11 protein-coding genes are annotated in these 17,180 nt (G+C 54.9%); 8 read left to right on the top strand and 3 right to left on the bottom strand.

Annotated features, from left to right (window positions below; genetic code table 11):
- Positions 1-6: 6 nt before the first annotated feature.
- Positions 7-927 (top strand): LysR family transcriptional regulator, encoded by a 921-nt coding sequence (locus SERS4_RS0113095; protein ID WP_017892838.1) that lies wholly within the window; start codon positions 7-9, stop codon positions 925-927.
- A 272-nt stretch (positions 928-1,199) separates the two neighbouring features.
- Here SERS4_RS0113095 and SERS4_RS0113090 read toward each other — a convergent pair whose 3' ends face one another.
- Both SERS4_RS0113090 and SERS4_RS0113085 read right to left on the bottom strand, forming a co-directional pair.
- Positions 1,200-2,717, bottom strand: a complete 1,518-nt coding sequence (locus tag SERS4_RS0113090; protein WP_253275388.1) for an alpha/beta hydrolase — start codon at positions 2,715-2,717, stop codon at positions 1,200-1,202.
- 92 nt (positions 2,718-2,809) lie between these two features.
- Positions 2,810-3,127: a hypothetical protein gene (locus tag SERS4_RS0113085; protein ID WP_017892836.1), complete on the bottom strand. Its 318-nt coding sequence runs from the start codon at positions 3,125-3,127 to the stop codon at positions 2,810-2,812.
- On the opposite strand from SERS4_RS0113085, the gene SERS4_RS0113080 reads away from it, so the two are divergent.
- The 4 genes from SERS4_RS0113080 (at position 3,115) to SERS4_RS0113065 (ending at position 11,580) form a co-directional block, all read left to right on the top strand.
- Complete coding sequence (locus SERS4_RS0113080) at positions 3,115-5,550, top strand: glucose/quinate/shikimate family membrane-bound PQQ-dependent dehydrogenase (protein ID WP_026142370.1); 2,436 nt, start codon at positions 3,115-3,117, stop codon at positions 5,548-5,550. The genes SERS4_RS0113085 and SERS4_RS0113080 overlap by 13 nt on opposite strands.
- 278 nt (positions 5,551-5,828) lie before the next feature.
- The gene (locus tag SERS4_RS0113075) at positions 5,829-7,922 is read left to right on the top strand and encodes an EAL domain-containing protein (protein WP_017892834.1); all 2,094 of its coding nucleotides are present in this window, start codon (positions 5,829-5,831) and stop codon (positions 7,920-7,922) included.
- Between the two features lie 59 nt (positions 7,923-7,981).
- Positions 7,982-10,504 (top strand): heavy metal translocating P-type ATPase, encoded by a 2,523-nt coding sequence (locus tag SERS4_RS0113070; protein WP_017892833.1) that lies wholly within the window; start codon positions 7,982-7,984, stop codon positions 10,502-10,504.
- 149 nt (positions 10,505-10,653) lie between these two features.
- Positions 10,654-11,580 (top strand): ABC transporter substrate-binding protein, encoded by a 927-nt coding sequence (locus SERS4_RS0113065; protein ID WP_012145140.1) that lies wholly within the window; start codon positions 10,654-10,656, stop codon positions 11,578-11,580.
- Positions 11,581-11,623: 43 nt separating this feature from the next.
- On the opposite strand, the gene SERS4_RS0113060 is transcribed toward SERS4_RS0113065, so the two are convergent.
- Positions 11,624-13,411, bottom strand: a complete 1,788-nt coding sequence (locus tag SERS4_RS0113060) for a sigma-54-dependent Fis family transcriptional regulator (protein ID WP_017892832.1) — start codon at positions 13,409-13,411, stop codon at positions 11,624-11,626.
- A 279-nt stretch (positions 13,412-13,690) separates the two neighbouring features.
- Between SERS4_RS0113060 and SERS4_RS0113055 the strand changes: the two genes are divergently transcribed.
- From SERS4_RS0113055 to SERS4_RS0113045, 3 genes are all read left to right on the top strand, one after another.
- On the top strand, positions 13,691-15,211 hold the full coding sequence (locus SERS4_RS0113055) for an aldehyde dehydrogenase family protein (protein WP_012145138.1): 1,521 nt from the start codon (positions 13,691-13,693) through the stop codon (positions 15,209-15,211).
- A gap of 130 nt (positions 15,212-15,341) precedes the next feature.
- Entirely contained in the window at positions 15,342-15,935 is a 594-nt protein-coding gene (locus tag SERS4_RS0113050) for a tyrosine-type DNA invertase (RefSeq protein ID WP_017891817.1), read from the top strand.
- Positions 15,936-16,354: 419 nt separating this feature from the next.
- Positions 16,355-17,071 (top strand): DUF1120 domain-containing protein, encoded by a 717-nt coding sequence (locus tag SERS4_RS0113045; RefSeq protein WP_017892831.1) that lies wholly within the window; start codon positions 16,355-16,357, stop codon positions 17,069-17,071.
- Positions 17,072-17,180 lie beyond the last annotated feature (109 nt).

Genomic DNA, 17,180 nt, shown 5'->3' with positions numbered 1-17,180 from the left:
CCCGACATGACAGATCCCGATCTTAATTTACTGATTGCTCTCGATGCCCTGCTTTCCCTGGGCAGCGTCGCGGGTGCTGCCCGCCGTCTTAAATTAAGCGCCTCTGCGATGAGCCGCACGCTTAGCCGCCTGCGAGCGGTCACCGGCGATCCCTTATTGGTGCGCGCTGGTCGCAAAATGGTGTTGACGCCCTATGCCGAAGAGATACGCGAGCGGACGCAAAACGCCGTGTTTGAAGCCCGTGCGGTATTGCGCCCCTCGGTGTCAGAACTGAATTTAGCCACTCTGGAACGCACCTTTACCCTGCGCGCCAACGAAGGTTTTGTCGAAGCCTTTGGTGCCGTGCTGATCGCAGCGGCCGCAAAGGAAGCCCCTTTGGTACGCCTGTGTTTTGCCCCCAAGCCAGAGAAAAACTCCACCCATTTGCGCGAAGGATTGGTCGATCTTGAGATTGGCGTGCTGGGGGAAATGGGGCCGGAGATTCGATTACAGACCCTGTTCCGTGACCGATTTGTCGCGGTAGTCCGCAAAGGCCATCCGTTTGAGCAGCCGACCGAAATTACCGCCCAACAGTATGCCGCCTGTGGTCATGTGGTTGCCTCGCGCCGTGGGCTATTAACCGGGCCAGTAGACCAGGCGTTGGCCGAATTAGGACTGGAACGCAAGGTGGCCGCCGTAGTACCGAGTTTTCCCGCCGCGCTGGCGGTAGCTCAGGCCTCTGATTTAGTGGCATTGGTCCCCGCCTCTTTCCTGATCAACCAACCGGTCGGCACCACACTTTATGCGTTTGAACTGCCGGTAAAAACACAGGGCATTACCGTTTCGCAAATGTGGCATCCACGTTTAGAAGCCGATCCAGCCCATCGTTGGCTGCGACAGTGGGTGTTAGGCGTGGTTAAACAGCGTTTCGCGACGATAAATGATTGAGTTGTACTGAAAATTATTCATCGGTGCCGGGGGGATTATTGATTTATTACTTAAGAGTAAAGCCAGATTTAATAGTGCCCACTATGCAGTACATTAAAACGATGACGCCCAATCAACCGAAGCACTGCATAGCGGAATACTAATAATAACGTAACAAATTAAAACATTTAACCTTATGTAACTAAATAAACCGAAAAGGCCCGATTAACGGGCCAGAGATATCAATAACACCAAATACAACCTGGGTTTTGTATATGAGTTGCTCATTAAAATTAGCAGCTTTTATTTACCCTGATTTTCCCAGGGTTAATAAAGTAATCAATAACCTCATCATCAACACATTGATTCAGTCCGGTAAGTGCGAGGGTATGTCCGTCCCCTTCTACCTTAATGATCGGAGCATTAAATTCTTTTGCCATCTTTTTGGCCCCCTCATAAGGGGTAGCCGGGTCAAAACGCTGTGCGACAAATAATAATGGCGGCAGTTTGGATGAGGCTACCGGCGTATGCGGCTGTAGCTTTCCTTTAAAGGGCCAGGTGTCGCAAATATTACGTGGCCATTCTTGCTTGCCGGGATAGTTACTGAATGCCGAAGCCTCCTGCAATTTTTGCTCTTTTAACCGGCTCTTTTCCAGATCGCCACCCGGATTGGCGGAGTCCGCACAGGAAATGACCGTCAAATTGTCAGCTTCTTGATCTACCTGGCTTTTATCGTCCAATTCCCTGTTATTACCAGGCATGCGGGCGGCTCTTGGCTGGGGGACAGCCTCCGTACTCAGGGTATTATCCAATGATGCCAGCGTTTTGAAGTCGAATTTTTCGCTATCGATAGAGCGCAACAGTTTTGCCAACGCAGGCCAATCCTCGGATGAATACAGGGTGCTGGTGGTAACGCGCACGATATTATCCGCGTTGACCTCCCCGCCGTTTTTATCAGTCAGCGCCAGTTCATCCACCTTTTTAAGTAACCCGTGATAGATCTCCGTGGCATTGGCTTTATTTAACTGACATTGGTTTTTTTTCTCACAATAGAGCGCAAACTGCTCAAAGGTTCTTTGGAACGACAGGGCCTGTTTGTAATCACTGGTGTAAGCATCCTCCGTGATGTCGACGACGCCGTCCAATACCATGGCTTGCACTTTATCCGGGAAGCGTTCTGCATATATTTGCGCCACCTGGGTACCGTAGGATAAGCCGATAATACTCAGTTTGTCTTCCCCCAGCGCCGCCCGAAGCCTATCCACATCATTGACCGCTTCATCGGTACCCAGATGTTTTAATACATTAAGTCCGGTGTTAGTAATACAGCCTTTTACCCAATCGGCATTTTGTTGCTCAAGCGTCAGAGTATCAGGTTCAGCATCGGTATCATTATCCGGCTTTGCCGGGCAGGATATTTTGGGTCGGGACTGCCCTACACCGCGTGGGTCATAGCCAATAATATCGAAATTTTCATTTAACGTGTCCGCTTCGAAAGGAACTACTATCCCCGCCATTCCCGGGCCACCGGTAATAGACAGCAGGCTGCCCTGTTTTTCGCCGGTCGCGGGTAAACGCGTGACCGCTATTTTGACGGTTTCATTCTCTTCATCGCCCGCATAGGACAACGGGGCTTCCAGATAACCGCATTGCAGACGCTCGGGAATTTCTTGTCCGTCGAACCATGGATTAAATTGGCCATTATTACAGGATTGCCAATTTATCGGCTTAACCTGAGCTGGCCCCTCACTGGCAAAAGCCGCACAGGGGGAAAGCATGCCGACAATAAAAGCTATTTTCAACAACCTCACATCACCACCTCGGTCAGATAAAGCAGAATTAAGTCTGTAACTTGCTCACGACCTGGTTATATACCTAAACCATCAGCGGTAAATTTAAGAAACTAAATAAACACGTGTTTTTTGATCGGCAGGCGAAGCTTGAACAGCATCCCCCCCTCGGGATGGACTTCGGCTACCAGGCTCCCACCGTGTAGCTCACAGAGTTCCCCGCTGCATTTGTTGCAATTCGGGCTAATATTTACCGCAACAAGCAACATATCCTTAACCTCATAACGAATCAAATGGTACAATAGCGAAATCCCATCGTTTGATTTACGCTCTGCACCTTTATCCTGCCAGGGAACAGCAAGACCGCGATCACTCGAGGTAAACATGAAGAAAAACATTATCTTGGAGTCTGTCAGCCATGCCTGAATCAAATACCCGTCCGGGTATAAAACTTAAACTATGGTGTTGTTTATTGGGGATAATCCTGACCGTAGTCGGCTTATTCTTTGCCATTGCCGGCGGCAAATTAGTCTCGCTGGGGGGCAGCAGCTACTTCCTGGTTGCTGGTATCGTCACCCTGCTTGCCGCAGTGCAATTCTTCCGCCGTAAATCTTCCGCGGTAGTGCTGTTCCTGCTGGTGTTTATCGGCACGCTGATTTGGTCGGTGTACGATGCCGGTTTCGATTTCTGGCCACTGGTTTCACGTTTAATGGTTCCTACCGGTTTGATGCTACTGGCCTTGCTTGGCTGGCCAACGCTGCGTAAATCGGAAGGCAAGGCACCGCTGGCGAAGCTGTCCTACCTGCTCAGCGCGGTACTGGCGGTTGGCATGGTTGGCACCTTTGTGCAGATGTTCCAGCCACACCCTACCGTTGCTTTCAGCGGAAAACCCTTGCCGTTGATCCCGGTGGATAAAGCCAAACAGCAAAAAGACTGGGACAATTACGGCAACACCCCAGGTGGTAGCCGCTTTGTAGCGTTGGATCAAATCACCCGCGACAACGTGAAAGAGCTGAAAGTCGCCTGGACCTTCCACACTGGCGATACTCCACTAAGCCCGGACGGCAACGGTGCGGAAGATCAGCAAACGCCGCTGCAAATCGGCAACCGCGTCTTCCTGTGTACGCCGCATAACAATGTCATCGCCGTCGATGCCGACAGCGGCAAAGAAATTTGGCAGCGTGAGATCAACGCAAAATCTCAGGTCTGGAACCGTTGTCGCGGCCTGGCCTATTTTGATGTCACCAAGCCACTACCGGCACCGACGGTACCGGGTTCAACGCCGGCCATACCTGCTACTTTGGCGGCCGGTGACAGTTGCCAGCGCCGTATTCTGATGAACACCATCGACGCGCGCCTGGTGGCGATCAACGCCGATAACGGCGAGTTCTGTCAGAACTTTGGCAACCAGGGTGTGGTCGATCTTAAGGCCGGTCTGGGCGATGCTGCAGATCCCAAATACCAACTGACCTCGGCCCCTACACTGGCCGGCACCACCATCGTGGTCGGCGGCCGCGTGGCCGATAACGTGCAAACCGATATGCCCGGTGGCGTACTGCGTGGTTTCGACGTGATCACCGGTGAAATGCGCTGGGCGTTCGACCCGGGTAATCAAGAGCCGAATTCGGCATTGAAACCGGGCCAGACCTTCGTGCGCAGTACGCCGAACTCCTGGGCGCCAATGTCCTATGACCCGGCAATGAACACCGTGTTCCTGCCCATGGGCAGCTCTTCGGTTGACCTGTGGGGCGCTAACCGCAACGCACTGGATCACAAATACGGCGCCTCTATCCTGGCGCTGGATGCCACCACCGGTAAAGAAAAATGGGTTTATCAAACCGTTCATAACGACCTGTGGGACTTCGATCTGCCCATGCAGCCGAGCCTGATCGATTTCCCAATGAAGGATGGCACCAGCAAACCGGCGCTGGTGATTGGTGCCAAAACCGGGCAGCTCTTCGTGCTGGATCGCCATACCGGTAAACCTTTGACCGAAGTTAAAGAGCTGCCGGTGAAAACCCGCACCATCCCAGGCGAGCAATACTCGGCCACTCAACCCTTCTCTGTCGGCATGCCGCAGATCGGCAATCAAAAACTCACCGAATCCGACATGTGGGGGGCAACGCCGTTCGATCAACTGATGTGCCGCATCAGCTTTAAATCGATGCGTTATGACGGGCTGTTCACCGCTCCAGACACGGATATCTCGCTCAGCTTCCCCGGCTCGCTGGGTGGCATGAACTGGGGCGGCCTGTCGACCGATCCAAACAACCACTATATCTTTGCCAATGATATGCGTCTGGGCCTGTGGGTACAGATGATCCCGCAGAAAACCGATGCCAATGCCCCGGCCAGCAACGGCGGTGAGTCGGTCAACGCCGGGATGGGTGCCGTGCCGCTGAAAGGTACCCCTTACGGCGTGAACAAGAACCGCTTTATGTCACCGCTGGGCATCCCATGCCAGAAACCGCCTTTCGGCACCCTGTCCGCTATCGATCTGAAAACGCAGAAAGTGGTGTGGCAAGTCCCTGCCGGTACGGTGCAGGATACCGGGCCATTCGGCATCAAAATGCGCGCACCTATGCCGGTGGGCATGCCAACGCTGGGCGGCACGCTGGCGACTCAGGGCGGCCTGGTGTTCATTGCCGGCACTCAGGATTACTACCTGCGAGCATTTGACTCTTCCACCGGTGAAGAAGTCTGGAAAGCACGCTTGCCTGTCGGCAGCGGCGGCACACCAATGAGCTATATTTCACCGGTCACCGGCAAACAATACATTGTGATCTCCGCCGGTGGCGCGCGCCAGTCACCAGACCGTGGCGACTACGTTATTGCCTATGCGCTTGATAGATAAATCTTCCCATAAGCTATAATTAATCAGCCCCCGCTTAATCACGGGGGCTTTTTTATATCTGTCGGCATAACGGTTTAATGATATTTAACAGTGAGAACCGCCGGAGAAAACCGGAAGAGTTAAAAAACATCAATACAAGAGTATTCTTAATGTGTTACCCGGGATTATATCTCATTCTCTCTGGTGTTTTTTATTGCGCAGGCCAGGTTATATAATGATTGCCGCTGGCAAAATATTTTTTGGCATGAATGTCCGGCGGTTTTCAGAGGAAATGACAAATGAGTGTTTTACCCGAGTGCAATGATGGCAACCATCCTTTTGATATAGCTAATGAAATATTTGACGGTTTGCCGAATCTCATTGGCGTAGGTAATAGCCTCGGGGGACATTTCAATAAATTGTGGTGTGAGTATTCCGGCCTGTCTTCATATGATAACCGGAACACCGGCTGGTTGAAGGCCTTGCACCCGGATGACTATGCCCTGGTTGATTCGTTGTGTCAGCAAGCGATGACCACCGCAACTTCTTTCGTTAAACAAGCCCGTCTGCGCCATTGCAGCGGTGAGTATCATTGGTTTCTGCTGTCGTTCGGTGTAAAAAAAGCCCCGAATTCCGCGCATAACCATTGGTTTCTCAGCTGTACCGATATCCATCATCAAATGCTGGAAAAACAAATCATTGCCGAAAAACTGGCGGCGCAGAAAAATATGCTTGATGCCAGTGTCGACTGTATCAAAGTGATTAATAATGATGGTTCATTGCTGCATATGAACAAAGCGGGCAGCATCGCTTTGGGTGTAGATGAGAACCAGCAACAGTTTGGCATGCCCTGGTTGGGTCTGCTGCAGCCAGAAGTTCGCCAGCGTGGCCAAAAAGCGCTCCGCAAGGTGCTGAGCGGGAAAAATGCCAGATTCGCCGGCCTTAGCGCCACCCCGGATGGCAGACTGCTGCATTGGGATAATATCCTTAGCCCGGTGTTCGACAAGGACGCCCGGATACAAAATATATTGTGCGTTTCGCGCGATGTCAGCTCTCAACGGATAGCGGAAAAACGCTTACTGATCGCCAGTGAATATGACGAACTGACCGGTTTGCCCAACCGGCGATTATTCAAGAAAAGATTAAAACAGGAAATGAAACGCTCGCGGGCCAATAATAAATCGCTTGGGCTGATTTTGCTGGATCTCGATCACTTTAAGTTGGTCAATGACACCCTGGGGCACGATGCCGGCGATCATCTGTTGCGTGTATTGGCCCGGCGGCTCAAGGCCGATTTGAACGCTAACTCATTTGTTTCCCGATTGGGCGGCGATGAGTTTGCGGTAGTGATCAGCGACGTCGAAAACGAACAGGATATCTTCAAAATCGCCAATAACTTTCTTCTGCAGCTTGAAACGCCGATTACCCATGGCGGTAAAGCACTTCATTGCGGCATGAGCATTGGTGGAGCCCTCTACCCGCAGGATGCCCGTGATGCGTCAGAATTGATGAAATGCGCCGATACCGCCCTGTACGAGCTTAAGGACGGCGGCCGTGGCGGCGTTTATATGTTTAATCCGCAGATGATGGATAAGGCCAGGGAACGTGCGACACAGCTTAATCACGCACGTCAGATTGTGCGTAACAACCAGATCCGCCCCAGCTATCAGCCCAAGGTCAATCTGGCAACCGGTGCCATTGTCGGCTTTGAGGCCCTGCTGCGCTGGTATTGCCCGCAAAATGGCATCCAGACGCCGGATAGCGTCTGCGAAGCGTTTAACGATTACGAACTGGCAACCAAAATCGGCGAAACCATGCAGTTGAAAGTGTTTGCCGATATCTCGGCCTGGCTTGCTTCTGGTGCCGAAGTTTTGCCAGTGTCGCTGAACGCTTCCCCTATCGAATTTTTACGTGATAGCTACGCCGAAACATTCCTTCAGCGCTTGCAGATGTTTAATATCCCTCACCATCTGATTGAGCTGGAAGTGACCGAACATGCCTTTAATAAGCATGGCTCGAAGTATGTGCTGCGGGCTTTGCAAATGCTCAAGGAAATGGGGATACGAATTGCGCTTGATGATTTTGGCACCGGGCATTCTTCCTTTACCCACCTGATGAACTACCCACTGGACTGCATCAAACTGGATCGCGACTTTATCCGCCGTATGAATAACGAGACGGCTATTCTAGGCATTGTGGAAAGCATGGGCATTTTGGGACAAAAATTATCCATCGATATCATTGCCGAAGGAATTGAAACCGAACAGCAGCGGCAAACGCTGTGCAACTCCGGCTATCATTTAGGCCAGGGTTTTCTGTTTAGCCAGGCCGTTGAGGCGCCCCGTGCGCTCAGTATGTTGTTAAAGAGACCCGCCCCCAAAATAACCGCTTGACCTTCCCGTGGTGGGAAGCTTTAAGCTTTCCGCCAACAGACACTATAAGGGACAGTTCAATGACTTCCGTTTCTCTCAAACCCGACTCCACCCCGGCGATGGCCCCGGTCACCCGACTGAGCCTGCCGGTCGAAGGCATGACCTGCGCCTCTTGTGTAGGCCGTGTCGAACGTGCGCTGAAGGCGGTACCCGGCGTGGATAGCGCTTCGGTCAATCTGGCCACCGAACGCGCCGATCTCACCTTCAGCGGCACGGCTGACCCGCAGGTAGCGGTTCACGCCATTGAGAACGCCGGATATAGCGTGCGTGAGGAAACTACCGAGCTGGCGATAGAGGAAATGACCTGCGCGTCCTGCGTCGGCCGGGTAGAAAAGGCACTGAACCAAATACCCGGCGTGCTCGAGGCCAATGTCAATCTGGCGACCGAGCGTGCGCGGGTGCGTCATCTTGCCGGTGTTGTCTCTATAACAGACCTTGAGGCCGCGGTTGAAAAAGCAGGCTACCGACCACGACGCCTGTCCACCGCCACCGTCAGCACAGAGGATCAGGATACCGAGCGACGTGAGCATGAGGCCCGGGGATTACGGCGCTCGTTGCTGATTGCCGCCATCCTCACCCTGCCGGTGTTTATTCTCGAAATGGGGTCGCACCTGATCCCCGCCGTGCATCACTGGGTGCTGGGCGTGCTGGGTGAACAAACCAGCTGGTATCTGCAATTTGTTCTCACCACCCTGGTGCTGTTTGGGCCGGGGCTGCGTTTCTTCCGCAAAGGGATCCCGGCGCTATTGCGCGGCGCTCCCGACATGAACTCGCTGGTGTCGGTCGGCACGGTGGCGGCGTATGGCTATTCGGTGGTGACGACTTTCATTCCCGAGGTGCTGCCGCAGGGTACCGCCAACGTCTATTACGAAGCCGCTGCGGTCATCGTCACCCTGATCCTGCTTGGCCGGACTTTAGAGGCTCGCGCCAAGGGGCGTACCTCACAGGCCATCAAGCGGCTGGTCGGCCTGCAGGCCAAGACTGCACGCGTCGAGCGCAATGGCGAAACCGTCGAAATCCCGCTCGATCAGGTGGCCCCCGGTGACATCGTGCTGGTTCGTCCAGGCGAAAAGGTGCCGGTTGACGGCGAAGTCGTCGAAGGAACCTCTTACGTAGACGAAAGCATGATCACCGGTGAGCCGGTGCCGGTACAAAAAGGCGTGGGTGCCGATGTTGTCGGTGGCACCATCAATAAAACCGGGGCTTTCAGTTTCCGCGTCACCAAAATCGGTGCCAATACGGTGCTTGCGCAGATCATTCGTCTGGTCGAGGAAGCTCAGGGCTCCAAACTGCCGATCCAGGCGCTGGTCGATAAAGTCACCATGTGGTTCGTGCCGGCAGTGATGGCCGCCGCCGCGCTGACTTTCCTGGTTTGGCTGGTGTTCGGCCCGTCCCCGGCACTGACTTTTGCGCTGATTAATGCGGTGGCGGTGCTGATTATCGCCTGCCCTTGTGCCATGGGGCTGGCTACGCCAACCTCCATTATGGTCGGAACCGGCCGCGCCGCTGAGCTTGGCGTGTTGTTCCGCAAGGGCGAGGCCTTACAGGCGCTGCGCGATGTCAGCGTGATTGCGCTCGACAAGACGGGCACCCTGACCAAAGGTCGCCCTGAACTGACTGACCTGGTGCCCGCCGAAGGCTTTGAATACGATGAGGTTCTGGCTCTGGTGGCGGCAGTGGAAACTCGCTCCGAACACCCGATCGCCGAAGCGATTGTGGCGGCGGCCAGGCAGCGGAACATGACGCTCGCCGCGATAGAAAGCTTTGATGCCACACCGGGCTTCGGCGTCTCTGCCGGTGTCGCTGGGCGCACCGTCGCCGTGGGTGCGGACCGCTTTATGACCCAGCTCGGCCTCGATGTGAGTCAATTCCAGCAGGCTGCCCAGCGCCTCGGTGAACAGGGTAAAAGCCCTCTTTATGCGGCCATCGATGGCCGTCTGGCGGCGGTGATCGCGGTCGCTGACCCGATCAAGGAAAGCACCCCGGAGGCAATCAAGGCGCTGCATGCGCTTGGCCTTAAGGTGGCGATGATCACCGGTGACAACGCGGCCACCGCTGCGGCGATCGCCAAACAGCTTGGTATTGATGAAGTCGCCGCCGAGGTTCTGCCCGACGGTAAGGTTGCGGCGCTGAAAAAATTCCGCAGCGGCGGTGCCCGGGTGGCCTTTGTGGGCGATGGCATCAACGACGCACCGGCACTTGCCGAAGCCGACGTTGGTCTGGCCATCGGCACCGGAACCGATGTGGCCATTGAGGCGGCCGACGTGGTGTTGATGTCGGGCGACCTGCGCGGCGTACCTAATGCCATCGCCCTCAGCCAGGCGACGATCCGCAACATCAAGCAGAACCTGTTCTGGGCCTTCGCTTACAACGTGGTGCTGATCCCGGTCGCGGCCGGCGCGCTCTACCCGCTGAACGGCACATTGCTTTCACCGATCTTCGCCGCGGCGGCGATGGCGCTCTCCAGCGTCTTTGTGCTCGGCAACGCGCTGCGGCTCAAAGGCTTTCAGGCGCCCATGAAGGTCGAAACCAAACAGCGCTGATTATCCGCGGTCGGCGGGTCCCGTTCCCGCCTGCCGCGCAACCACCCCATTTTTAAAATTAGTTAGCCATTTTTGTTCGTTCACAGATTTAGCGGCATAAAGGATAGTGAGTTGACCGCCTCAACCACATAATAATGCAGGTAATAATAATGATGTATAGCGCAAAACTCACCGCAGCGGCGGCACTCCTGAGCCTTTCCGCCCTGGCCCATGCCGCGCCGGGCATTGACCTGGTTGCCAATGAAACACCGATCAATACGCAAAAAAATCCTGAAGCGGCCGCCAAAATCCCGGCCGGATTCAAATTCGTCGAACCGGGCACATTGACCGTAGCCGTGTCGATACTGGGCAGCGGCCCGCCGTTTGGGCTTTACGCCCGTGATAATAAAACGGTGATCGGCAGTGAGTCGGATATTGCCCGCTTGGTGGCCGATGGCCTGGGGCTGAAACTCAAGCTGGTACCCACCTCGTGGGAAGACTGGCCGCTGGGCGTCACTTCCGGCAAATACGACGCGGCGATTTATAACATTACCGTCACCCGAGAGCGTAAGACCAAGTTCGACTTCGCCACTTATCGCCAGGATACGCTGGGGTTCTACGTTAAGACCGGCAGTAAAATCACCTCGATAAAATCGGCGCCGGATATCGCCGGCAAGAAGATTATCGTCGATTCCGGCACCAATCAGGAGGCGGTGTTGCTGGCCTGGGACAAAGAGAATCAGGCCAAGGGGCTACCCGCCCTACAGCCGATCTACGTGACCGACAAGGCGGCCGCCACGCTGGCGATTCAGTCCGGCCGGGCTGACGCAACCTTTGGGCCGAACGTCGCCGGCGCATACCAGGCAAAATTGAACGGTAAAACTACGTTGGTCGGTATCGTGCCGGGCGGCTGGCCACGCAGCGCCAACATTGCCGTTACGGTGAAAAAAGGCAATGGCCTGGTGGATGCGGTGCAGGCTTCGCTTAATAGCGCTATCGCCAATGGCAGCTACCTGAAAGTGTTGGATCGTTGGGCGGAAAGCGACGAGAAAATCGAACATTCTGAAATTAATCCACAGGGGCTGGGCGACAACTAACCCCCCGGCCCTGGCCCTGAAAAGGGCCTTGGCTATTGGGCGGTCATTCTACTGCCCGCCCACGGCGTTTCTCCATCTTGCGATAAAGCGTACTGCGTGAAACACCCAGCCGTTTCGCCGCCAGGCTGATATTGCCATTAGCGCTTCGGATAGCGTCCAGCATCTCCTGCGGTGCGGCGTGGGGATCAGCGGGCAGCGGTAAGACGCAAAATTGTTCGGGGAGTGCGTCAGGCGTAATCAGCTCGCCATCATCCGCCAGGGCCAACAGCACCTTCAGCGTACTCAACAACTGCCGAACGTTACCGGGCCACGGATAGCGAGCCAGCACCGCGACGGTCTCCGGCGCCAGCCGGATACTCCGAGACTCGGCACCCAATTCTCGCCACAGATTAAGGATAAAACGATCGACGTGCGCCCGTTGGCGCAGCGGTAAAATACGCAGGTTGAATTCCTGAATGCGGTACATCAAATCTTCACGGAACGCCCCCGCCGCCACCTGCTGCGCCAAATCCTGATGGGTCGCGCAAATAAGCGAAAAGTCGACGGCATAGCTGAGACGGCTGCCGAGCGGTGTGACCGTTTTTTCCTGCAGCACCCGCAGCAGCCGGGTCTGTAAACTCAATGGCATATCGCCGATTTCATCCAAAAACAGTACGCCACCGTCGGCCTCTCTGATCTTGCCGAGGTACCCTTTTGGGTTGGCACCGGTAAAGGCACCGGGCGCATAGCCAAAAAGCTCTGATTCGATCAGGTTTTCCGGCAGCGCGGCACAGTTGATCGCCACAAAATTACCCTGCCGCCGATGACTTTCCTCGAACAGCCGTTGGCTGAAATACTCTTTGCCACAGCCGGTTTCCCCACTGATGCACAGCGCCAGCCCGGCATTCAAAATACGTAATGCTTTTTGTCTGTCGGCACCGTCCCGATCAAAGGGCAATTCCCGAGGCCGGACGACCTGCGAATGCCGTTCCGGCATCTGCAACAGCGAATAATAGTGGCGATTATTGACCGCCAGCGTTTGGCGTGGCGCGTTCAGCGTCTGACGCTGCATTTCCGGGAACAGCGTGGCGAAGTCAAGGGTGCCAAAAGAAGCGGCGGAGAGATTAAATTCCTGCATTGCCAGCCGGTTGGCGGCGGTGAGAACCTCGTCGCGAAACACCAGTATCAGCTCATGGGCGCTGCCGAGCACCCGCGCATCGCTGTGCAGGCGTAACGTCCAGTGCTGAGGCGTCACGCAGCCCATCACCCACTGGTGTTCTATGTGCCTGACAGCCTGCAGGATCAATGAGCGCGCGTCATCAAAAGGCCGTTGCGCGGGCGTCGAGATGTCCAGTACCCCGGCAATCAGGCCGTCTGGCCGGTAAATCGGCGCGGCTGAGCAGTAAAGCCCGGCATTTTGATTGAGAAAGTGCTCGTCGCCATTAACTTCACACAAACCGCCCAATGCCAGCGCAGTGCCGATGGCATTAGTCCCACGCGCCTGTTCACCCCATAAATTGCCCGGGGCCAGCGAGATACGCGACGCCTTACGTAAAAAATGGCTATTGCCACAGGTTTCCAGCACCAGTCCCTTGGCATCAGAGACCACCACTATTGAGGGTTGCCGGTTAATTTCGCCGCCCAAACGCTCGATCAGCGGCCGCGCCAGTTGCGCCACCCAGCCGTTTTGCCCACGTACCTCATTGAGCAACGCAGGCCGAACAAAAGGGACAAGATCGTCGGTCCGATCAAGGCCGTAATGCCGACTGCGCAGCCATGATTCTGACAAGGGGCCAGGGAGAGACAGGTTATCGCTATCAGAGACAAACCCGGTCTGGTCTTTCTGCAACATGCCCGACTCCCGTCAATAAAGTGTTGCATTTTTGTATCACGAATGTGTCGCATGCGTTGCGACGTGGGACACAAAAAATAATAGAAATGAATAATAAGCCAGGGGTTTTATTGCCATCGACAGGCATTTTTATTCTTTAATAACTTGATATTAAACATTTTGTATTTTTATCAGCCTGGCGCTGACGCAATGTGGCACAGGCAATGCTTAGGGTTACTGTGATGGTGCCACGCAGTCGGGCACAACCCTACACAGTCTGTTCCCCTGAGAGGTGTTTACATGAAATACGTTCATCCCGGTTTACCTGGTTCGCTGGTTTCTTTCAAACAACGTTATGGCAACTATATTGGCGGCAAATTTGTCGAACCCGTTTCAGGCAACTACTTCACCGATACCTCCCCAATGACCGGTCAGACTGTCGCCGAGTTTCCGCGCTCCGACGCGAAAGATATCGAACTGGCGCTGGATGCCGCCCATGCCGCGGCCGAAACCTGGGGAAAGGCCAGCGTACAGGAGCGTTCCAACGTATTGCTGGCGATCGCCGATCGTATGGAGTCAAAACTGGAGCTGCTGGCGCTGACCGAAAGCTGGGACAACGGTAAGCCGATCCGCGAAACGCTGAACGCGGATATCCCACTGGCGATTGACCATTTCCGCTACTTTGCCGGTTGCCTGCGTGCACAGGAAGGCACCGCCGCAGAGATCGACCAGAACACCGTCGCCTACCATATTTACGAGCCGTTGGGCGTGGTTGGGCAGATTATCCCCTGGAACTTCCCGCTGTTGATGGCGGCCTGGAAACTGGCTCCAGCGCTGGCTGCCGGTAACTGCGTGGTGCTTAAACCGGCCGAGCAAACGCCGCTCAGCATCTGCGTGTTGCTGGAAATGATTGGCGACCTGCTGCCACCCGGAGTACTCAATGTGGTTCAGGGCTTTGGTAAAGAAGCCGGAGAGGCACTGGCGACCAGCAAGCGCATCGATAAAATCGCCTTCACCGGCTCAACCCCGGTCGGCCGACATATCCTGGCCTGCGCGGCGGAGAATATCATCCCGAGCACCGTGGAGCTGGGCGGCAAATCACCGAATATTTTCTTTGAAGACATCATGCAGGCCGAACCGGAGTTTATCGACAAGGCGGTTGAGGGGCTGATCCTCGGCTTCTTCAACCAGGGTGAAGTCTGTACCTGCCCTTCACGCGCCCTGATCCAGGAGTCTATCTACCCGCAATTTATGGAAAAAGTGCTGGCGCGTATCACCACCATTCGGCAGGGCGACCCCTTTGATACCGACACCATGATTGGTGCGCAGGCGTCCCAGCAGCAGTTCGACAAGATCCTGTCTTATATCGAGATCGCCAAAAACGAGGGTGGCAAAATCATTGCCGGCGGCGAGCGCGCCAGTCATGAGCAGCAGTTGCAGAGCGGTTTTTATCTGCAGCCCACGCTGATCACCGGTAACAACAGCATGCGTTTCTTCCGCGAAGAGATCTTCGGGCCGGTGATTGGCGTCACCACCTTCAAAGATGAAGCCGAAGCCCTGGCATTGGCCAACGACAGCGAATTCGGGCTGGGTGCCGGCCTGTGGACCCGCGACGTTAACCGCGCTTATCGCATGGGGCGCGCCATCAAGGCCGGACGCGTTTGGACCAACTGTTATCACCTCTACCCGGCGCATGCCGCCTTCGGTGGTTATAAAAATTCCGGCGTTGGTCGCGAAACCCACAAAGTGGCGTTGTCACATTACCAACAGGTGAAAAACCTGTTGGTCAGTTACGATGCCAAACCGCTTGGGCTGTTTTAAGCGCTTGCCGTGAACGCCAATACCCCGCTACCGGGGTAAAGCACGCCAAGGTTAGGCTATACTCCTCCCGCTCTGTCTGTGACAGACCACGGTCGGCACCCGCCGGCCGTTTCTTTTTGAGGAGAATACCGTGATCAAATCACAACAGCACCGCAAGCACCTCACCCGGGGCGAAGTCGGGCGCCTGCTGCTGCAAGCCGCCGCCGGCCGGGCGCCCGAGCGTGACACCTGCCTGATTTGGATGGGCTTTATTCATGGCTGTCGCGTCAGCGAACTCACCGGCCTGCGCCTCGCCGACCTCGACATGGACGACGGCTGCCTCTACATCAGCCGCCTTAAAAACGGCCTGTCCACCACCCACCCGCTGGAAGCCACCGAGAAACACCTGTTGCAACGTTGGCTGGAAAAACGCCAGTTCTGCCGCAACCTGGACGACCAGGACTGGCTGTTTCTGTCACAAAAGGGCCATCGCCTGTCGCGTCAGCGTATCTTTCGTATGTTGCGTGAGTATGGCCGTCGGGCCGGGCTGGAGGTCGAGGCGCACCCGCACATGCTGCGTCATGCCTGTGGCTATGCGCTGGCGGATAACGGCGCCGATACGCGGGTGATTCAGGATTATCTGGGGCATCGCAACATTCAGCACACGGTGCTGTATACCGCCGCCAATGCCGGGAGATTCAGGTACTTATGGGAGGAAAAAAGCCGAAAAAATGTAACACTTTGAGCCAAACTGACACATAAACTAAGAATTCCCCGAAAAGAAGTCAATACCGCCGTCGTATTTTTTTTATCCATCGAATAAACATCACATTATCAGTAAGATATATCCCGCGCCGTTAAAACGTTCCTTTCCTGATAAAAACCCGGTTTCGCCCAGCACCCAGTGTGTTTTTTATTCACCTCGTTCATTGACCACTATTCACCCAGATAAACACATCATTAAAACACCGTCCCTGGTGTTATCTCCTGACAATCCCCCTTCTTAGCCTGACGTTTAGAACAATATGTAAAATGTAACACTTTGGCTCAAAATGTTACCTTTTTTCCAGTAAACCAATGCAACCCAAAAAAAGATAAAAATCAATATTATCAGTCGGTTATTACATGATTTTGTATGGAGCACCTGTTGAAAGGAATTTATCAATGAAAAAAGTACGACTCGCTACCCTTTTGGCTGCTAGCGCCGTTTTCTCGGCCTCATCTTCCTTCGCTGCCGACAGCGTAGACCTTAAGGTTATCGGGACTATTACGCCGGTGGCCTGTACTCCAACCCTGAGCGGCGGCGGCACCGTGGACTACGGCACCATCAAGGCCGATACGCTGAAGGCAGACGATTACACCCTGCTGCCGATGAGAACGCTGGATTTCTCCATTACCTGTGATGGCAATGCCAAGGTGTCCGTCAGTGCGTCCAGTGGCCGTCCGGGCACTACGCTGGGCGCTGACGAATCCAGCAACGGAGCCGCCACCGTTCCGGCCGGAGTCACGCTCTTCGGTCTGGACTCAGCCACCCAGAGCGTTCAGGCGTTTGGGTTGGGGCTGGACGGTACAAACAAAATCGGCGGCTATGGCGTAAAAATGGCGCTGTCGAACGCGAAGGCTGACTCCGTGGTTGTGGATACTTTATACCGCAAAGACAATCCCAACAGTGCCTGGACCAAAGCAGCAAGTGGCTTGATTTCGGTACAACCCTATCAGCATATCAGTTGGGCAACCACCGGCACCCTGACGCCACTGGCGTTCAAAACGCTGGCCACCACGCTGGACGTGCAGGCCTACCTCAACAAAACCTCGGAGCTGGATATCACCAAACCGATCCAGCTGGACGGTCTGGCCACTATTGAGCTGACCTATCTGTAACCCGGCCTGAATGGCCGCCGCAACCGCGTTGGAAAAAGATTTTGCCTGTTAGCAGGCAAATACAAAGGAACCCTCTCTCAAGGGGGGAATGGATATTTATGTGTGGAAC

Source organism: Serratia sp. S4 (genome assembly GCF_000347995.1).
Taxonomy (GTDB): domain Bacteria; phylum Pseudomonadota; class Gammaproteobacteria; order Enterobacterales; family Enterobacteriaceae; genus Serratia; species Serratia quinivorans.
This window is presented reverse-complemented; position numbering and strand designations above follow the sequence as displayed.